Genomic DNA, 20,170 nt, shown 5'->3' with positions numbered 1-20,170 from the left:
CGTACTGCTTGGCTCTGAGAAAAATGAGAGCCAAGCACCGGGCTATCCGCTCTTACGCCGTTGCGCCTTGCGGCAGCACCGGGGTAACCGCTTCTATCCCTGTCCGAAAATAGTTGCTCCTAATGAGAAAACCCAAACTCGGGCAACAAAGGTACTCCAAAAAGTATTCCAAAAAAAGTTTTGCGATCAATAGGTCATGCGTTACATTTACAACTATAATAGTGATAAAAGTTATAAAATTTAGACTATGAAGTTTGGCATCATCAGAGAACGTAAAAATCCACCCGATAGGCGTGTCGTACTTTCTCCGCAGGCTTGTGCATCTATTAAAACAACCTACCCAAAGGCAGAGGTGTACGTAGAGCCTTCACCCATTCGGGTTTTTAAAGATAACGAATACGAGGCCTTAGGCATCCAAGTGACCACAAAAATGGAAGATTGCGATGTGCTTTTGGGCGTAAAGGAAGTCCCTGTCGAGGCATTAATCCCCAATAAAAAATATTTTTTCTTTTCGCACACCATCAAAAAACAACCGTACAACCGCCCTCTTTTGCAAGCGGTGCTCCATAAGCGAATTCAATTGTACGATCATGAGCTCATCACCAATACCCAAGGCCAACGGTTGGTAGCATTTGGTCGTTACGCAGGTATTGTAGGCGCCTATAACGGGATACGTGCCTACGGACTAAAATACAACCAATTTGTGCTGCCAAAAGCGGAAAATTTAATAGATCAACAAGATTTGCTAGAACAGTTGCAGGCCATACGCCTTCCAAACCTTAAAATCCTGCTCACGGGAAAGGGTAGAGTAGGGCAAGGAGTCACAGAAATGTTAAACGGGATGGGTTTGCGAAAAGTAAGTGTATCGCACTATCTCACACAAAATTTCGATGAACCGGTCTATTGCCAGATCGATGCTTCCGATTATAACGTGCGTAAAGACGGAAATAAAGGCTCTATAGAGGACTTTTTTACAAATCCCCACGAATACAAATCGGACTTTTTTCGTTTTGCCAAAAGTACAGACCTGTATATTGCGGGTCATTTTTATGGCGATGGTGCCCCATATTTATTCACTAAAGAAGATGCACAGCATCCGCATTTCAAAATAAAAGTAGTTGCCGACATCAGTTGCGATATCAATGGTCCGGTGGCCACCACCATTCGTCCTTCAACAATTGCCGATCCTATATTCGGCTACGATCGGCAGTCGGGTATGGAAACAGATTTTATGAACCCCGATGCCATTGCTGTTATGGCTGTGGATAACCTGCCCTGCGAACTGCCCAAAGATGCCAGTATTGGTTTTGGTGAGGCTTTTTTGGCGCATGTTATCCCGGCTTTCTTTAACAATGATGCCGATGGCGTGTTGGCGCGTGCCCTCATGACGAAGGAGGGAAAGCTCACCGAAAGGTATTCGTATTTACAGGAGTATGTCGATGGTACTGAGCAGTCGCTTTAGTCTATAGGTATTAACCACGAAAGCGTGGGATGCGTCTTCGGTGCCGTATAGGCTCCAAGGGCAGTAAGCCTCAATTCTAAGCGATCTAAGGATTGCAAAGTTTTTATTTCTAGGGTAATGGTTTCACCGGCTTTAATTTCAAAAATGGGAGCTTTGCTGTAAAAGGTAAAAGGCATGGCATTTTCAAAAAGGAGATCACTGCTACTCGTATTTCGTAATGCCACCTTTAGAATAGTTGTATTTTTAATGTATTCGGCACTTTCTACTTGGATACAAGAGGTAAGTAAGGGATTTAGAAATTCCGGTCTGCCTACAAATAAGGAATTAAACACGGCTACCGTGCGTCTGGCAAATAAGGCTTCTTTTAAACTCGCTAAATTCCGCTCTTTGGCGAAAACCAAGGTTATAGGTCGGTGATTGCCTTTTTCCGTATAATCCCAATCTATAAGCCCATGTACGTCGCTGGTGCCCATAATAGCAAGATTGTGTTCTAGGGCTATAGCGAGTGATTCTTCGGCATAATCCTGAGAATTTATGACTTCGATACCGTGTAACTCATTTTCCTTTATAAGTGCTTCTTGAAAATTACTTAAAATCGGATTTCCGGTAGGACTTTGGGCATACCATGCGGGATGATTCCAAAACACAAAGGCATTTTGCTTTTTTGCCGTAGCAAAAGCCGCTTTAGCTTCTTTTAGTAACATGCTATTCGCATCGGTAATAAACACAGCATTGCTATGCCCAATGGGTTCTTTACGCGTAATCTCTGTGCCGGGCACAATGAGCAAATCGTGATCTTTGGCTTCTTCCAAGGCCAATGCATAGGCACGGTTACGATCCGGATGCGGGATGTCTTTAAGATGAGGTTGGTATTCTAAATGTTCTGTAAGTGAAATAGCATCCAAACCTTCTCTTAGTGCTTCCATAACGCGAATGGTAGGCCACACATTTCCATCAGAAAATACACTGTGCATGTGCAAATCGGTTTTCAAGGTAAGATAACCTTCAATATCCGGATAGCTTAATTTGTTCATTTGCGCATGATAATGCTGTTGGGCAACTAGGCTACAACATCCAACAAAAACACTTAGAATAAGCACTATTTTTTTCATGTTTTTCTATTTATTTTACAAACCGGTCATGCTTCGACTGCGATCAGCACAAGAATGTAACGCACCAATAATCAATCGCTTGTGTGTTACACTTTTAGCAAGGCTCGTTTCATGAGGTTAAATTTCTAATACACATTTTATTTTATATAGTTTACCATAGGAAGCATAGGATCGCTAGTATCAAAAACACCAAAATGGATGCCAATTTCTGTACTAGCATATAGGGTCGTAGCGCTTATACATCCCTTAGCAGGTGTTCAGAAAAGATGGCTACATCAAATATAAGTGTAATGATGAAATCTACACACTAAAAAAAGGTGTTGTTTAGGTTAAGAAAAGGTAAAACCACTAAAGTTTGCCTTTATCCTGCAAAGGACTTGGGTAACAAATAGCCGACATTTTTTACGATGCTGCTATGTAAAACCGACTTAGAATTGGTTTACGGTTTTTCGCAAGGCGACCAAATGGGTTAAGAGTTTTTCTAAATGATCTAAAAGTAGCATATTGGCACCATCACTTTTGGCGTTAGCCGGATCAAAATGCGTTTCCATGAAAATACCATCAACTCCTGCGGCAATGCCCGCACGTGCTATGGTTTCAATTAAATCCGGGCGACCTCCAGTGACACCGGAAGACTGATTAGGTTGTTGGAGGGAGTGGGTAACATCTAACACTACCGGGGCATAGTTTTTCATGGTGGGGATACCCCTAAAATCTACGATCATATCTTGGTAGCCAAACATCGTTCCCCGATCGGTGATCATCACTTGTCCATTTTGGCTATCCAATACTTTCTGTACCGCATGTTTCATACTTTCCGGACTCATAAACTGGCCTTTTTTAAGGTTTATTACTTTTCCGGTCTTTGCGGCTGCCACGACCAAATCGGTTTGACGCACCAAAAAAGCAGGAATTTGAAGCACATCTACATATTCGGCGGCCATACTGGCATCAGAAATTTCATGAATATCAGTCACCGTAGGCACATGAAAGGTTTCCGAAACTTTGCGTAAAATTTTAAGTGCTTTTTCGTCACCAATTCCCATAAACGAATCCACTCTGCTACGGTTTGCCTTCTTAAAACTTCCTTTAAAGATATAGGGAATTTGTAGTTTATCGGTCACCGAAACTATTTTTTCTGCAATACGCAACGCCATTGCTTCACCTTCAATGGCGCAAGGGCCGGAAAGCAAAAAAAATTGATTGCTATGAATGTGTTTTATTTGTGGTATTTTATGAATTTCCATGGCTATTAGTTTTCGCAAATATACGTTTTTGAAATAGCTGTGCCGATTGTTACCACGTAAAGTTGGGTGTTGTGTTGTGGCATAAAAGTTAAAAAAATAGGAAATTATTGAAGTGTACATTCCGTTTTACGGACTTAAAATGCGTTGTTAAGGTTGGTACATGGGGTTTTTGGCGATGGCGCTGAAGGTTGAATGGGATTAAATAGGCTCAAAATCAATAAGATAAAATTAATACTGTTTTTATCGGCACTCCAAAAAATAGCAGTACCTTTGCGCCCGAAATTAGCATAGGAAGCTAATGTAAAAGGGTATGTCCACAACAAAAAATATTGCAATTATTGCCCACGTAGATCATGGGAAAACAACTTTAGTAGATAAAATTTTGCACCATTGTCAATTGTTTCGAGACAATCAAAACACCGGAGAATTGATTTTGGATAACAATGATTTGGAGCGTGAAAGGGGTATAACCATTACTTCTAAAAACGTATCTGTAGTTTACAAAGGGGTTAAAATTAATATTATAGATACGCCAGGCCACGCCGATTTTGGTGGGGAAGTAGAGCGTGTTCTAAATATGGCAGACGGGGTGTTGCTATTGGTAGATGCCTTTGAAGGCCCCATGCCGCAAACTCGATTTGTGTTGCAGAAAGCCATCGATCTGGGTTTAAAACCCTGCGTTGTGATTAACAAGGTAGATAAGGAAAATTGCACTCCGGAAGAAGTTCATGAAAAGGTTTTTGATTTGATGTTTGAGTTGGGTGCCGAAGAATGGCAATTAGATTTTCCAACGGTGTACGGTTCTGCAAAAAACAATTGGATGAGCGATGATTGGAAAAATGAAACCACCAATATTGAGCCTTTATTGGATATGGTTATCGCACATATACCCACTTTTAAAGCGGAGGAGGGAAATACGCAGATGTTAATTACATCCTTAGATTTCTCCTCGTTTACAGGCCGGATCGCAATAGGAAGATTGCAGCGCGGTACGCTAAAAGAAGGACAGCAAATTTCGCTGGTAAAGCGCAACGGCACTATTGTGAAATCAAAAATAAAAGAATTATTTACGTTTGAAGGTTTGGGCAGGTTAAAAGTGCCTCAAGTAGTTACAGGTGATATATGTGCCATTGTAGGTTTAGAGGGATTTGAAATTGGCGATACCATTGCCGACATAGAAAATCCTGAAGGGCTAAAAACCATAGCCATAGACGAACCCACCATGAGCATGTTGTTTACCATTAACGACAGTCCGTTTTTTGGGAAAGACGGTAAGTTTGTTACTTCACGACATATTAAAGATCGCTTGGAGCGGGAACTGGAAAAGAACTTGGCCTTGCGCTTAATGCCTACCGATAGTGCCGATAAATTTTTGGTTTTTGGTCGTGGCGTGCTACACCTTTCCGTATTAATTGAAACCATGCGTCGCGAAGGGTATGAGTTGCAAATAGGGCAGCCGCAGGTGATTATAAAAGAAATAGATGGCGTAAAATGCGAGCCTATTGAGCATTTAACCATAGACCTTCCCGAAGAAGTTTCCGGACGTGCTGTGGAAATGGTTTCGATCCGAAAAGGAGAAATGATTAGTATGGAAGCCAAGGGCGACCGTATGCTGTGCGAATTTATGATTCCGTCTAGAGGTATTATCGGACTGCGTAATCAATTGTTAACCGCAACGGCAGGTGAGGCCATTATGGCACATCGCTTTAAAGAATATCAACCCATGAAAGGCGATATTCCCCAACGCCAAAACGGATCGCTAGTTTCTATGGAAAATGGGAAGGCCATTCCTTATTCTATTGATAAGTTGCAAGATAGAGGTAAGTTTTTTGTAGATCCGGGAGAAGATATCTACGAAGGACAGGTCATTGGGGAAAACTCCAGAGGAGATGATATGACCATAAATATCACAAAAACAAAGAAACTTTCTAACGTGCGCTCATCAGGTGCAGATGATAAAGCACGGATTGTTCCGGCTATAAAATTTTCTTTGGAAGAGGCTTTAGAATATATTCAAAAGGATGAATATGTTGAGGTTACGCCTAAGCATTTACGGTTGCGTAAAATATACCTTACCGAAAATGATCGCAAGCGTCATAAGATAGCATAGGGCGTAGTTCACTCTAAAAAGTAAGCCTCTGAATCTATATTCAGAGGTTTTCTTTTTTATAAATGATCTATTTCTACCCGGGTACAGGCTACGGCTGCACCAATAATACCAGCGGTATTTTCTAATGCGGCTGCAATGACTCGGGTTTCAATGGTGATGTAATTTTTATATTCGTCCCAGTCTTTAGATACCCCACCGCCAAGAATTATGAGATCCGGAGCAACAATAAGTTCTACTAAGGTTAGAAATTTGTTGAGTCGCTTCCCCCATTTTTTATAACTATGTCCCTTTATTTCTTTTATAGAAGGTGCAGCCCAGGATTCTATCTTGTCATATTTTTTATAGGGAATTTGTCCTAATTCAAAATTCGGAATAAGATGCCCGTCCAGAAAGGCACCACTACCCAATCCGGTGCCCAAGGTGATCATAACGACAAAGCCGCCTACGTTTTTCCCAACGCCGTAATTCATCGCGGCATAACCGGCAGCATCGGCATCGTTGATTACGGTAACCGGAAGTCCCGTCGCGGCACTAAAAAGGTCATCTACCTTTAGTCCGTTCCAGCTTTTGTGCAAGTTGCCATACGATTTGCAAACCCCGTGTTTTATCACGGTGGGAAAGCCCACGCCAACCGGGCCATTATACTTAAAATGACTCACAATCTGCGCAATCACTTCAGCCATGTCATCGGGTTTTCGGGATTCCGGTGTCGGAATTCTAAAACGCTCGGTACTCATTTCTCCGGTTTCTATATTTACCAAAGCTCCTTTAATTCCGGAGCCACCCACATCTATTCCAAGAATTTCCATGAACTACTACAAATTTTTTCGGCACAAAGAAACAAAAACTTTTTGGTATGCCCGGACACGAATACGGCTCGGATTCTATTTTCTTACCTTTTGAAACGAAAAAATTGATCTTTCCGACGGTTTGCAATTGCATGCGAGATAGATACCTACTACCTAATTTCCGTGCATCTTGTATTATAAATAGTGGCTCATATTGTTATTTGAAAATTTGAATAGCTTATTTTTAAACTTTTAGCCCTTTAAAGATCATGAAAATTAATTTAGGCAAGGGTTAAAACCAGAAAGATATAAATGAAAACAAGACAAATATTACTTTTCGTTGTAGTGGCCATTTCATTGATTCTTATAAAGTACTCGTTATTGGGAGAGGAATTCATTTCCGTACTGTTATGGATTCTCAGTATGCTATTGGTAGAGTTCCTGAGAAAAAAATATTTTAATCCAAAAGGAGAAACCGATATTGATGGCCTAATCTTATCCGAGGTTAAAAGGAAATTTATTAGGGATTCCCTAAGAAGTCAGGCCGCCGCACATAGTAAAAGCACACTAAGGGTTTCTGCAAATAATAATCTGGAATATATTGAGACCCTTAATTGGCGTTTACATGAGGATGGAAGGTCATTTGAAAGATACAATGGCTCTCTTTATGACCTTTTCGAAAAAATAAAGTCCAAGCAAAAAGGCAATTTCATCATTTTTGGAGAATCTGGGGTTGGCAAAACGTTTGCGGTTTTTGACTACATAGAAAAACGGATTGTGGCAGATCCAAATTTCACCCCTATTTTTTTATCGCTATCGGACTGGGATACTACTAAGCCGTTTCTTCAATGGACAATAGGTAAAGCTGCCAAAATTTATCATCTGGACAGAATTTCTTTGGAAACAGCCTTGAAAAGAGGCCTTATATTTCCAATATATGACGGACTGGACAGGGTGAAGGACGAAAATATACTGCTTTTATTTGGTAAATTGATGGAAATGGCATCCAAAATGTCCCTGGCCGTAGTAATGAAAACAGAGGCCTATGAAAAGCTCAGCACCAAGTATTCCGAAATAGATGGATTTTGGAAGTTGCCTTTCAATGTAATCGAGCTAAAAACCTTAAATCCCAAACTTGTCGAAACTTTGCTGAAAAGCAATGGAGACCCTCGAAAATTGGAAATCTTCCGCTCCAATTCAAAATTTAAATTTCTTTGCAGATATCCTCTTTTTTTAAACCTGCTCATAGGTATGGAATCCAGATTCATAAAAGAACAATTGGGAACGGAGCCACTTTCCCATGACCAATTTTTTAACCAGGTATGGAGATGGTACGAACAGAAAATGCTTGACAGCTCCAATTTTACCCTAAATCCAAAAAAGGTAAAACTCAAAAAATGGTTACGAAAAATAGCGATAAATTCAGGATTGTTCTTTCCGGAGGAGCTGCAACCATCTTATCTGGATTCCAAATGGGCCGTTGTTACGTATTATCTTGGTTCTCGACTATTTGGTGCGACATTGGTGGCAGTGGCAGCGGGTCTATTTCTGGCAGGTCCTTTTGATTTTTGGGATTCCGCAGTTCTAGGTGGAATGACAGTTGCACTTATTGATCTCATAAAGGTGTATTTTATTTCAACCTATACCATGAAAAAATCCCTTTTTAAAGCCAACGACCACAAGCTAATACCGCCCGCGTCGAATATCCTAAAAAAGATAATCCCGTTGATATCGGTTTTAGGAATTTACTATGGCTTTACCACACCTAGATCTCCACATTATGGAGGTGAAATGTTGATGGACGGCCTCTTTTCATCTACGGAGGCTGTGGTGGGAATCATTATAGGGATTTTATTATCCATATTTTTTGGCGCACGAAGCAACTGGCAACAACATCATTTTGATATAAAACCAGTTGAACGAATAATTGGAAGCCTAAAAAATTATTTTATTTCCGGATTTACAGGTGGCCTATTATTGGCAATTATAGTAGTCCTCATTTTTTATTTTTTTAATTTGTTAACTAATGATGTTTCATCCATCAATGCATGGCTAAATCAAGAACTATACATAGGGAATAAATATTTGTTTACCGGGTTTGCCGGGTTTCTTTTAGGGTATCTTTTTTTTGGACTTTTTGGCTTTTTACAGGGTAATAAGGTTATCTTGGAACATAAGGAAAAACTGCGGTTCTCTAAAAGGGCTCCCATTACAAAATCTTTTGTGAACGCACTTAAGTCCGCATTGGTTGCTACTTTGGTCACAGCTGCTCTTTTGGGAGCTTATATTGGTCTTACCGAAATGGAGGTCACTGCCGTATTCAAAGCTTTTAAAGCAGCAGTGGGTTTCGGTGTTTTGGCATTTGCTTGGTTTGGTGGTTTGGATGCTGTATGCCATTGGCTGCTTCGGTTTATACTGGCTTTTGAGGAGGGTTTCCCTATCCATATCCGTTCTTTTTTACTTCGACTTTCCGAGATAGGTTTTGTGCGGCCCGTTGGCTCGGGTTATGAATTCATACACCCTTCATTACGTGATTATTACAAGAGTGCACCCGTACCCGTAAAATCAAAAAAAAACATGTACCTAATACCTATTGCCCTCATAGTGTTACTTTCTGTACCAATATTACTTAAATTGGTCGATAGATTTCGGAACGAATCGCATTGGCAAAATGAGTATGGCTATACTATAAAGAATACGAGTAATTTTGTGCACCCTGTTAACGGTTCTAAAAATAAATTTGTAATAAGTGGTTTGGGGAATGGATCGGAAATGATACTAAAAATCACCGCCACCGGTAAGGTAAAATTGGGATCCTTTTTGGGGTTTGTGTCGCCGGCCGGGACTAAATCCGGTTTTTTGGGGATGAGTATTGGAGAAACTTGGAATAAGACAGGGTTGGAAAAATTAAATCATGGAGCACTTGTATTTAGAAAAAACAATGGAAATTGGATTGGTTTTCCAGAAAATGACCTTATCAATCTTGGAAATTCCACGTTCCATTTAACCTTTACTGTTAAAAACGGTGACCTTATCGAAACCGTAATAAACGACAAAGAATGGGAAAATAATTCAGGTAAGTTTAATGTTACTTTTGAAAACACAATTAAAATGATAAAACCACCAAAAATTGTGGCGCACAGAGGTGGAGCGGCCACTGCCGCCGAAAACTCAATAGAGGCCATAAAAAAATCCTTGACATTGGGGGTGGACATAGTGGAAATTGATATACGAATGTCAAAAGACGGGCATTTAGTGCTCATGCACGATAGAAGTGTTGACCGAACTACAAACGGGAAAGGCTTGATCTGTAACTTACGCCTTGAGGAAATACAAGAACTGCATTTAATCAAAAGTGACTCAAAAGAGCCTGTGCCCACCTTAGATGAAGTTTTGGAAGTAGTTTCTAGTACTAGTGCGCAATTATTGATTGAAGTAAAAACCCATAACGATCAGTCTCAAATAGTGAAAAAATTGGTTCAAAGCGTTAAGGAAAAAAACATGGAAGAAAGGGTAATGATCTTTTCTTTCGACAAATCTTTTTGCAAGGAACTAAAAGAACGTTTTCCTGAGCTAACCGTGGGCGTGTTTGTCTTTGGACCCTCCCCGATTAAAAAACTACCCAAAGTGGACGCCATAGGGGTAGAGTATCACAGCTTGCTGTTGTTTGGGTCTTGGCTAAAAAAATTGCGGGACAACTATAGCAAGGTCTATGCTTGGAACGTTAATTCCAGAAGCTCGATGCAACAACTTACCGATAAAAATATTACTGGCATAATCACGGATAACCCCGAGGAACTCAAAATCTTGTTGGGTCATTGAAATCAATTTCCAAGGTCGGATATTTTTTCCAAAAACAAGTCACGGACATCCCCATGATCCATATAACTTAATTGATACTCTTTAAGTGCCAGCAACAGGTCTTCTTCAAAAAGCACTTCTTTATCCCCGGAGAGCAGCAAGAGGCCAAAAAAACCAAAGCGTCGATACGTTTTTCTCGACTTCTGGATTTTCATATTCAATTTTAGCAAACGTTCTTCGATCAGATTTTCAAAAAAAGGTTTCAATTCGTTGTTTTTCCACTCCTCTAACAGCAGTTTTAACTGTTGTTTTGCCAGCACGTTCAACATGTTCTCAAATTTTTCCAAATCAAAATCTGCCAATAGGCTCTCAAGTTCTTCTTTTTTTTGCTCTAGGTCTGCTATGGCTTTTGGTGTACTACCCTTTTCTCTTCCGTACAAACCATAAGCCCAATTTGGTTTGGAATCGGCGAATGTGCCCGACTGTGAAACAAGATTGCGATATTGCTGAAAAGGTCTCGGCTTAAAATCAATGATACAAGCAATAAACTCCACGTTCGTAATACTTGTGTTGGTTGTAGTGCCTGCCTTATACCTGCTAATGAACTGAGTTACCCTTTTAAACTTGTCGTAATCCCTGATACCCTTTACCAAGCTTTCATGGTTTCTGGGGGTGTACGCCACATCCTGCTTGCCATAGTCCAGAAAATTGTTGATCCTGCTTATATCGGCATCGGACAATCTTTTCTGTTCCAAAAGCAGTAATGTGGCACGCTTAAGGTTATCAGGGCTGGGATGTGCCAGAAACGGGAAAAGATCGTCGCCGCCCCGCCCTTTAAAGAAGGCCTCCATGACGGCCTTTATATAATCATCTTCTAGTGTGCTCATAGGCGAAATGTACAAAATTATTGTTAAAAAAACGGAACTGATGGAACCTACGGTACTGCACTTCAGTACACAATTCAACAGTTGGATATTTGAGCAATATAATTGAACTAGCTATTAGAAGGGTTGCCCAGAGCGGTGGGGGCGACCCGAACACCACCGATTTTTTTTGAACCCTTTTAAACTCCATGTCATGAACAAGAGATTATTAGGTTTGGTTGGACTTTTGGCTCTTTTGATCCTAGCTTCCTGTGAGGTTGAGAGTGTTGAAGAACAAGACAGTCTTGTTACGACCCTGGCAACCGACGGAACCAATACGAGCCCGAAGGACAAAAAAGATTAAAGAATTGTGGGTCGTCCATTTATGGACGGCCCCATTTACATTCATAACTAGATAAGTTATGTTATATTTAGGCTCTAAAACCGAAAGTTGTTTTCCTAGGAAATGTTCTTAAAAAAAGAAAATGAACAGCAAACAATTGTATGCAATACTGCTGGGTATTGTTGTTTTAAGCTCGTGTAATTCCAACAGTTCGCAAGACCCAACGCGAAAGTTACAAAAGAAAGGGGGAGATCCATCCATAGATGGTATTTCCGCTATGCATAGGTCAAAAACAATAGATACGGGTCTACTGGAAAGTGTCCTTAAAAAATCGAAGTTTCACGAAGAAAAGGGCAATAAAGACTCTGTTTTAAAATATGATTTGTTGTTAAAGGATTTGGCAACCAAAGCCCAGATACTAAACTATCGAGCAAAAGGAGAATCCTATTTAGCCTATGATTATAGGGAAAAAGAACAGTTTGATAGTGCATTTTATTATTACAATAGTGCCAAAAATTCATTTAAACTGCTCAAAGACAGCACTCAGGTAGGCAGGAAACTCATAGAGATGGGAAAATTACAGTACCGGCAAGCGGATTATTACGGCTCCAAAGAATCCATAACAGAAGCCTTGGAATATTTGGACCGTTATAACGATTCCGCTTATGTAGCCATCGCCCTGAACGAACTAGGCAATAACTACTCCGCTTTAAAGGACTTCAACAAAGCAAAAAATTGCTTTGAAGATGCCATAGCTTCGGAGCCGGCACAGATAAATAAGATTTTGTACAAAAACAATTTGGCCGTTTTGCATACGGAAAACAACAACCATGAAATTGCCATAGGCATACTACAGGACGTACTAAAAAATCTTCCTCCTGATTTTAGTATTGTAGAGAATGCGCGTTTAAGGCATAATTTGGCAGTGGCAGAATGGAAATTACAGGGCAAGGATGTGCTCCATGATTTTCAAGCGGCTCTGGCGATCCGCAAAGATCAGAACGATCAATGGGGCATGTTATCGAGCTACACCAGCCTGCTGCAATATCATTCCAAAACGAACGGATCAGAAGCCTCTAAATATGCGGATTCTATTATAAACCTGTCAAAAAGGCTCAATACACCTAATTCTGAAAAAGAAGCGTTAAAATTTCTAATGGCATTGCAACCAAACAGTGTAAGTCATAAAAATCGTTATATTTTCCTCAGCGATAGCCTTGCCGCTAACGAGCTCAAGGTGAAGAATCAGTTTGCTTTTTTTAGATATCAAAACCTGTTGGAAAAATCCCAAATTCTGCAACTTCAAGCTGAAACGGCATGGGGAGAGACCAAAATTGCCGAATATAAGAACCAGAAAATCATTTTTTTGGCCATGGGCAGCCTACTGCTCATTATCGGTATTGCGCTTTTCCTATATATAAAGCAAAAGCATTCCAAGGAAAAATTACAAGAGGTGTACCTAACCGAGAAGCGCATAAGCCAACGGCTTCATGATGAGTTGGCCAATGAGGTATATGGCGTTATGACCCATGTGCAGCATGCGCCAACCCTAGACACAAAAATAATTATAGATACCTTGGAGGATATTTATGGTAAAACAAGGGATATTTCGCATGAAACTGGTGATGTGCGCACGGAACAGTTCTCGCTGGAATTGAAAAGGCTTTTAGCGCAATACCAATCTCCCGGTACTACCATTGCAGTAAAAGGTCTGGAAGAATCGGTATGGGAAAAAATAAAAGCCCATCAGAAGGTTACTATGTATAGAGTATTGACCGAGCTTTTGGTGAACATGAAAAAGCATAGCGGAGCTACTTTAGTTTCCATTTCTTTTGAACGGAAAAATGGAAAATTAAGAATGCGTTACATAGATAATGGAATAGGTATAGGCAAGGATAAAAAAATGGGAATAGGATTACAGAATGCGGAAAACCGTATTCGCAGCATTGGAGGAACGCTTATTTTTGATTCCAAACAGGAGAAAGGAACTAGAATAACGTTGCTTTTACCGGTATAATCCAAACCTAATGTTTAAAAAAGTACTGGTTGTAGAAGATATTGATGTCATCGGGTTTGGCATAGGCCAAATGCTTACAAAGGATATCAAAATTGAAAATGTCGTACAATCGCCCTATTGCGATGACGCTTACCTAAAATTTTTAAAAGCCCTAAAAGACAACGCTCCTTTTGATTTGGTCATTAGCGACCTATCTTTTAAAAAGGACCACAGGGAAAGTACCATAAGTGATGGCTATGGGTTGCTCAATAGTCTTAAGGCGCACCAACCAGGGGTAAAAACAATCCTATATTCGGTAGAAGATAGACCCACAAAAATAAGGACTTTTTTTAACGACCATGCGGTAGACGGCTACGTCATAAAAGGAAGGGCAGGTTTGAAGAATCTTACTCAGGCCATTCTGGAACTCAGTTTAGGCAAAACCTATATGTCCCCTGAGTTATTGAGCATTATGCACAAAAAGGAAGTTTTTGAAATTGAAGACTACGACATCGAACTTTTAAAGCAATTATCTAAGGGGTTAACCCAAGCCGAAATTTCGCACTATTTTACAAAAAATGAGGTGGTGCCCAGCAGCATTAGCGCTATAGAGAAACGCTTGAACCGGCTTAAGATAGAGCTAAAAGCGAATAATGCCATCCACTTGGTAGCTAACGCAAAGGATATAGGACTTATTTAGTTAAATATTTGCAACAAACCCAATGTTTGTTATTCTTTATTCAAGCAAATCTCTCCGATTTCTCTTGCGCAAAACTTATATAAGTAAACCGGTTAGAAGGGTTCCGGTTTCTTGAAAAAAACAACATGTCCACGTTGTTTAACCAATTTATCAGCCCTTGGTCGAAATATCATTTTATAATTACCTCTTTACGGTTTTCCGTAAGGGTTTGTCCCTATTGGGCGTTATGTTTGTTCGGTAAGCAATGGGGCAATCGGGTCTTTAGAAAATTTTTAAAATAATACCGATTTGCAGAAAGTGCGTTCGTTTTTAAAATCCAACAAGGCAAATATGAACAAGTACATAGTACATGTAAAAATGTTATTTTTTCTCGTCGGTGGTATCCTTCTTTCCTATGCGCAAATGCAGGGCGATGTGGATCAATCACAATCGATATATAAGGCGGTAGGGGTCAATTGCGGGCATGTGCTGGACGGTCCTTCTTTCTATTTTAAACAATTAGAGAATAAATCCTTAGACAATATGTTCACGGTTTCTCAAAGACAGAAAAAGGAAATAGGTAAAAAAAATAATGAATTGGTGCTTAAGAAATATAAACTGGCTACGGAATTCCCAAATAAAAAGGCGGTTTTTGAAACTTTTGAGAATCTTGAAAAGCAATCAAACAATCCGATTCAATTAAAATTATACGTCCTTGAGTCTGACGAAGTAAATGCCTTTACTATGTTGGGGGGATATGTATATCTTACTACCGGCCTACTTTCCTATGTAGATTCTATGGATGAGCTCGCCTTTATTCTAGGTCATGAAATAGGACATAATGAAAAGCTTCATGTGGAAAGGAAAATAAAGAAAGTAATGGCAACATCTAAGGCGATGAATGTAGTCGGAGCAGATGCCTTCTCTAAAGTAGCCATAGACATAAACCACAAGATATCTGCCCCTTTTGATCAAATTGATGAGTATGAAGCGGACAAATACGGATTGGAAATTGCTCGGAAAGGCGGTTATGACACTAGCAAGTTCGCCGATTTTTTTAAAAAATTAGAAAAAAGTGAGAAGAGGTCTTTATTTCAAAAATTAACTTCAACACATCCCTTTTCACGTGATAGAAGGGAATGCTTGGAAAACCATCTTGCTCGGTAGCCCTATGGAACCGCACAAATTAGCCATACAAGCCAAGGGCATCACCAAAATATACCCCAATGATAAAATAGGGCTACACCCTTTATCGTTAGATATTGAAAGCAAGAGTTTTGTGGCCTTAATGGGACCTTCGGGTTGTGGTAAATCTACCTTACTTAAATGTCTGAACGGTGACAATCCTGCCACTTCGGGCGAGGTATTTATTAATGGACTTTCTTTGATAGACCATTATGATCTGGTAAAAAAAAGCATAGGTTACGTGCCTCAAGAAGACATCATTCATAGAGAATTGAGCGTGTATAAGACCCTTTTTTATGCTGCAAAACTTCGGCTACCGGACGGTACATCTCAAGAAGAAATCGATGTCCGTATCAATAAGGTTCTTAAAAGCTTAAAATTGGATCAACATGACCAAGGCAATCCAAAAGGGCAAAAGGACATCAAACAAAAAAAAGTAAAGGAATTATCTGGCGGGCAACGAAAAAGAATCTCAATTGCGGTTGAGTTACTGACTGAACCCACTATTCTATTTTTAGACGAACCTACTTCTCCTTTAGACCCAGAAACCATAGACAGTTTTCTTAAGAGTTTAAGGGCTTTAACCGAAGAGGGAACGTCCATAATCATGGTAACCCATAAACCAGAAGATCTCAATTATGTGGATGAGGTCGTTTTCTTGGGCGTAAATGGTCACTTGGTCTATAAAGGGCCACCAACAAAAATAACAACCTATTTTAAAGTAGATAGTATTATAGAAGTTTACAGTAGAATGAGTGATTTGGAGGGTGTTAAAAAACAGTATATCGCACCAAAACAAGATGTTCTTTCTTTGAAAACAAATGCAAAATTTAACAAAAGTAAACCAGATTCAAGTTTCCGACAGCTCTACTGGTTGGCGGCTCGGTATTTAAAAATAAAATTGAACGATTATAGTAACCTACTATTATTGCTATTACAACCTATTATTATTGGAGGCTTGGTAAGTCTCGTTTTCAGTGAGTTTCGCATTGGGGTAATTTTTTTAACTTCTATTTCCGCCATTTGGTTCGGGGTAAGTAACTCGGCCAAGGAAATTGTCAGTGAGTTGCCCATTTACAAAAGGGAGCGCATGTTCAATCTTAATATCAACACCTACATTGTGTCTAAATTGTTGATACTTGCGTTGATAGCAATGGTACAAGTCATAGTCTTTGTGTCCATCATCTATCTAAATTTTAAAATTAATGCAATCCAGGAATTTCCGGAAACTTATTTAAGACCTTTTTGGGAAAGCGTTGGTTATCTTTTTTTGGTTTCATGTTCGGCCACCCTAATAGGCTTGTTCTTGTCATCGTATTTCAACACTACGGAAAAAGTGATGACTGTAGTGCCCATAACTCTAATGCCACAAATTATGTTGGCTGGGGTAATGACAAAATTGGATACACGCTTCATAGAAGTTTTGAGTTTTTTTACTCTTGGGCGTTGGGGTACGGAAGGATTTTCAAGACTACAGGACGGTTATTTTAAAAATAATTCCTTGGAGCAAGAAAGTGTACTTGTTCCTGAGTTTAATCCGGATGGTTACCATAAAAATGATTGTAAATGCGAAGCAGCAAGCGCATTGGACCAACTTGGGCTATACGATACCGATTTAATAAACGATGGTGTATTAATCGGCAATACCTTTAACACGATACATGCCAATATTTTGGCCATATTGGTATTGAGCATAATCATGTACCTGTTAATTTTTATTTCACTTAATAAAAAAGACAGTATATGAAAATTCTTAATGTTGTCGCAATAACCCTTTTTTTAGGCTCATGTACGGTGGCCGAACCCGTCTTCATTTCCAATGACAATATGGCTTTTAAGGGGTTAAAGGATTCTATATTTTATTTTACCGTTGATGCCAATGTATATAATCCAACAAATTACAATTATGAGTTACGGGAACTGCTTTTTGATGTTAATTATGATGATGCGAAAATGGGTAGCGGAAGTTTAATTAATCCGCAGTTCATAAAAGTCAAGGACACCGTTGCACTTGCCATCACCGGTAACCTAAGTCTGTCGCAGTTGCATAAAAAGCACAAGCAGATATTGGCGCAGGATAAGGTAAACTTTTATTTTACAGGTAAAGCATTTGCTGTACACCCATTAAAAAAAATACGAAAATCCTTCGAAGTAAGCGTTCCTTATGATGCAAAAAGCTTTATAACAGACAACGTACTAAGTAGCGATTTGGTGCTTAATGAAATTGAAATTGAAAAGCTAAATCCATTTGCAAATCTCAATCCATTACGATCCTATTTCCGTCTTAATGTACACTTCTACAATTCGCAATCTTTTGATTTTAAAATTGAAAAAATAGAGATTTCATTAAAGTCAAAACAATCCGATAAGGTTTTTTTGGAAGGTGTTTTAGATTCATTGATCCATGCACCAAGCTTCCAGAAAATTAAGGTGCCATTAGATATGGAGTCCGATAATTTGAATGTTCTTCAAAATTTTGGAAGTTCTTTCTTTACGAAGGATGCAAATAAATTTATAGGTTCCGGCTTTGTGGTAGTGCGTATAGAAAATTACGATTTTCAAATCCCTTTCAGTAAAGAGTTTGAAATTGAGGGCAACCCTTTTGGGAACCTAGATGCTGTTAGCAACACAACTAATTTATGTTTTATAAGTAGATCACAAGCCAACAAAAGTTTCCCGTGGGTGGAACTACAGACCAATTTATACTTGTATAATGAAGACCAAAAGAAGTAAAAAAAGGAGAATCCCCATTCTTATATTGTTTGTGGTTTTATTAATTCTTGTAGGTGGTTATTTCTATTCTGCCATGGCCAATAGTGTCCAAGCACTGGCCTTGGCACGCGAGGGCCAGAAATGGGGATTTATAGACAAGGAGGGTAAAGCGGTGATTCCCTTTAAATATGAGATGGCATGGAAAATGGCCGAAGGTCTGGCACTCGTGCAAAATAATGGCAAATGGGGTTTTATAGATAAGAATGACAATATAAAGATACCCATGTTCTATGAAGATGCATTACCATTTTCAGATAGCCTTGCCGCAATTAAAATATATGGCAAATGGGGATTTATAGACCACTACGCCAACACGGTCATTGCAGCCGAATACGATGAGGCAATTTCTTTTTCAGAGGAATTGGCTCCTGTAAAAAAGGATGGTAAATGGGGCTATATAAACAAAACGGGCGAAGTTGTTGTTCCCTTTACATATTCCAGTGCGTATTTGTTTTCTGAAAAATTGGCTCCGGTGGGCATCAATGGCAAAGAAGGGTTTATAAACAAACAGAATGTTATGGTTGTTCCACCTAGTTTTGATTACGCTTTGCCTTTTGCGGAAGGTTTGGCACCGGTAAACATAGACGGAAAATGGGGATTCATAGCAAAAAACGGAAAAGTGATTATAGAACCAAAATACGAACATACTTGGGGTTTTTCAGAAGATTTGGCACCTGTTAAAATGGAGGGAAGATGGGGATTTATCAATAGAAAAGGAGAGGAAGTAATTGCACCACAATACGAAGACGCATTTGTTTTTTTAAATGGTCTTGCCCCGGTAAAAGTAGGTGGGCAGCAAGGATTTATAAACAAAAAACAAGAGATAATCATAAAGTTCGGCTATGATTATGTCGATGCCTTTTACGATATCGAATAATAGCCTGAAATAGATGAAACTTAGAAATATAATCTTTTAATCAATACAGAATACTAAAATTGAAACCATGAAAATGAGAAATCGAGTATCTATTTTTTTATGTGCACTTTGTGTTACAGGGGCTTTATGTGGGCAACAGCCCACCATAGGCTTGCAATCTATAAAAGCTCCAAGCGTTGAAAATGGCTTTATGGAGGCCGAGTATATTTTCCAAAAAGTAAAAGAAATTTTGGTAAACTCGCGAAACTTTGAGGTTTTGGACAGAGAAAGTCTGGGTATCGTTCGTACGGAACAAGAAATTCAAAAGGATATTACATCCATTAACGCAAAAGTGGTAGAGCAGGGACTCATTGCCGGAGCAGAAAACATCATTGCCGGAAAATTGATCAGTGTAGAGTATAAGAAGGCAATAGGGCTACTTCAAAAATCAAAAATCGCTGACCAAGAAGTGTTGCGTGCTGTTTTTAGTTTTTCACTGGACATTCTTGATACCGAAACGTCACAAACCTTGGAAACCCAGATTTTTAAAGTTGGAATGCTAAACCCTAATATTTCTGGGGGCTTAACCGAGCAGGAAGCTTTTAGAAGTGCTTTGAATTCCTTGGCCAAAAGCATGGAGAAATTCCTAAACCGTTTTGTGGCCAAAGCCATTGCCATTCTGTCCATTGAGGAGGAAAAAGGGGGAGAGGCAAAAAAAATATTGATCAATGTAGGGGAGGCCCATGGAGCCAAAAAGAACAATGCCATCAGCGTTTACGAAATTTCCTCGGTGAGCATTGGCGATAGGGAAACCATTAGGGAAAAATGGATCGCAGATGTAAAAATTGATGCCGTGGAAGGTGCCGAATTGTCCACCGCATCGGTAACCAAAGGGGGTAAGGAGCTTTTGGAAAAATATAACAACCAAGCCACACTAATCTGTAAACCCAAGTAAA

General features: G+C 39.5%; 15 protein-coding genes. 11 read left to right on the top strand and 4 right to left on the bottom strand.

From position 1 onward, the window contains the following. Positions 1–247: 247 nt before the first annotated feature. Entirely contained in the window at positions 248–1,462 is a 1,215-nt protein-coding gene (locus U1E44_RS03530; RefSeq protein WP_322929665.1) for an NAD(P)-dependent oxidoreductase, read from the top strand. Here the strand turns inward: U1E44_RS03530 and U1E44_RS03525 are convergent. Together U1E44_RS03525 and kdsA are read right to left on the bottom strand one after the other, a co-directional pair. Next, the gene (locus tag U1E44_RS03525) at positions 1,459–2,574 is read right to left on the bottom strand and encodes an Sb-PDE family phosphodiesterase (RefSeq protein ID WP_322929664.1); all 1,116 of its coding nucleotides are present in this window, start codon (positions 2,572–2,574) and stop codon (positions 1,459–1,461) included. The two genes, U1E44_RS03530 and U1E44_RS03525, sit on opposite strands and share 4 nt — an antisense overlap. Positions 2,575–3,002: 428 nt before the next feature. Continuing rightward, positions 3,003–3,821 (bottom strand): 3-deoxy-8-phosphooctulonate synthase, encoded by an 819-nt coding sequence (kdsA, locus tag U1E44_RS03520; RefSeq protein ID WP_323673843.1) that lies wholly within the window; start codon positions 3,819–3,821, stop codon positions 3,003–3,005. 310 nt (positions 3,822–4,131) lie between these two features. Here kdsA and typA point away from each other — a divergent pair, with 310 nt between their 5' ends. Next, the gene (gene typA, locus U1E44_RS03515) at positions 4,132–5,931 is read left to right on the top strand and encodes a translational GTPase TypA (RefSeq protein WP_322929662.1); all 1,800 of its coding nucleotides are present in this window, start codon (positions 4,132–4,134) and stop codon (positions 5,929–5,931) included. Positions 5,932–5,987: 56 nt separating this feature from the next. Here typA and ppgK read toward each other — a convergent pair whose 3' ends face one another. Beyond that, entirely contained in the window at positions 5,988–6,740 is a 753-nt protein-coding gene (gene ppgK / locus U1E44_RS03510) for a polyphosphate--glucose phosphotransferase (RefSeq protein ID WP_322929661.1), read from the bottom strand. Positions 6,741–7,031: 291 nt separating this feature from the next. Here ppgK and U1E44_RS03505 point away from each other — a divergent pair, with 291 nt between their 5' ends. Next, positions 7,032–10,541 carry a glycerophosphodiester phosphodiesterase family protein gene (locus tag U1E44_RS03505; RefSeq protein WP_322929660.1) on the top strand — a complete coding sequence of 1,170 codons (3,510 nt, stop codon included), beginning with the start codon at positions 7,032–7,034 and terminating at the stop codon, positions 10,539–10,541. Between the two features lie 2 nt (positions 10,542–10,543). Here U1E44_RS03505 and U1E44_RS03500 read toward each other — a convergent pair whose 3' ends face one another. Further along, positions 10,544–11,407 (bottom strand): hypothetical protein, encoded by an 864-nt coding sequence (locus U1E44_RS03500; protein ID WP_322929659.1) that lies wholly within the window; start codon positions 11,405–11,407, stop codon positions 10,544–10,546. A gap of 190 nt (positions 11,408–11,597) precedes the next feature. Between U1E44_RS03500 and U1E44_RS03495 the strand changes: the two genes are divergently transcribed. From U1E44_RS03495 to U1E44_RS03460, 8 genes are all read left to right on the top strand, one after another. Continuing rightward, positions 11,598–11,747 carry a hypothetical protein gene (locus tag U1E44_RS03495; protein WP_322929658.1) on the top strand — a complete coding sequence of 50 codons (150 nt, stop codon included), beginning with the start codon at positions 11,598–11,600 and terminating at the stop codon, positions 11,745–11,747. Between the two features lie 121 nt (positions 11,748–11,868). Then, positions 11,869–13,743: an ATP-binding protein gene (locus U1E44_RS03490; protein ID WP_322929657.1), complete on the top strand. Its 1,875-nt coding sequence runs from the start codon at positions 11,869–11,871 to the stop codon at positions 13,741–13,743. 10 nt (positions 13,744–13,753) lie between these two features. Beyond that, positions 13,754–14,422, top strand: coding sequence for a response regulator (locus U1E44_RS03485; protein WP_322929656.1), 669 nt, complete (start codon positions 13,754–13,756; stop codon positions 14,420–14,422). Positions 14,423–14,752: 330 nt separating this feature from the next. After that, the gene (locus tag U1E44_RS03480; RefSeq protein ID WP_322929655.1) at positions 14,753–15,568 is read left to right on the top strand and encodes a M48 family metallopeptidase; all 816 of its coding nucleotides are present in this window, start codon (positions 14,753–14,755) and stop codon (positions 15,566–15,568) included. A gap of 4 nt (positions 15,569–15,572) precedes the next feature. Further along, positions 15,573–17,333, top strand: a complete 1,761-nt coding sequence (locus U1E44_RS03475; RefSeq protein WP_322929654.1) for an ABC transporter ATP-binding protein/permease — start codon at positions 15,573–15,575, stop codon at positions 17,331–17,333. Continuing rightward, the gene (locus tag U1E44_RS03470) at positions 17,330–18,319 is read left to right on the top strand and encodes a hypothetical protein (RefSeq protein ID WP_322929653.1); all 990 of its coding nucleotides are present in this window, start codon (positions 17,330–17,332) and stop codon (positions 18,317–18,319) included. The genes U1E44_RS03475 and U1E44_RS03470 overlap by 4 nt, the downstream gene beginning before the upstream one ends. Continuing rightward, positions 18,300–19,235, top strand: coding sequence for a WG repeat-containing protein (locus U1E44_RS03465; RefSeq protein ID WP_322929652.1), 936 nt, complete (start codon positions 18,300–18,302; stop codon positions 19,233–19,235). Before U1E44_RS03470 ends, U1E44_RS03465 begins: the two co-directional genes overlap by 20 nt. 67 nt (positions 19,236–19,302) lie before the next feature. Next, the gene (locus U1E44_RS03460) at positions 19,303–20,169 is read left to right on the top strand and encodes a CsgG/HfaB family protein (RefSeq protein ID WP_322929651.1); all 867 of its coding nucleotides are present in this window, start codon (positions 19,303–19,305) and stop codon (positions 20,167–20,169) included. Position 20,170 lies beyond the last annotated feature (1 nt).

This window comes from Aurantibrevibacter litoralis (assembly GCF_034651555.1).
In the GTDB taxonomy this organism is placed as follows: Bacteria; Bacteroidota; Bacteroidia; order Flavobacteriales; family Flavobacteriaceae; genus Aurantibrevibacter; species Aurantibrevibacter litoralis.
This window is presented reverse-complemented; position numbering and strand designations above follow the sequence as displayed.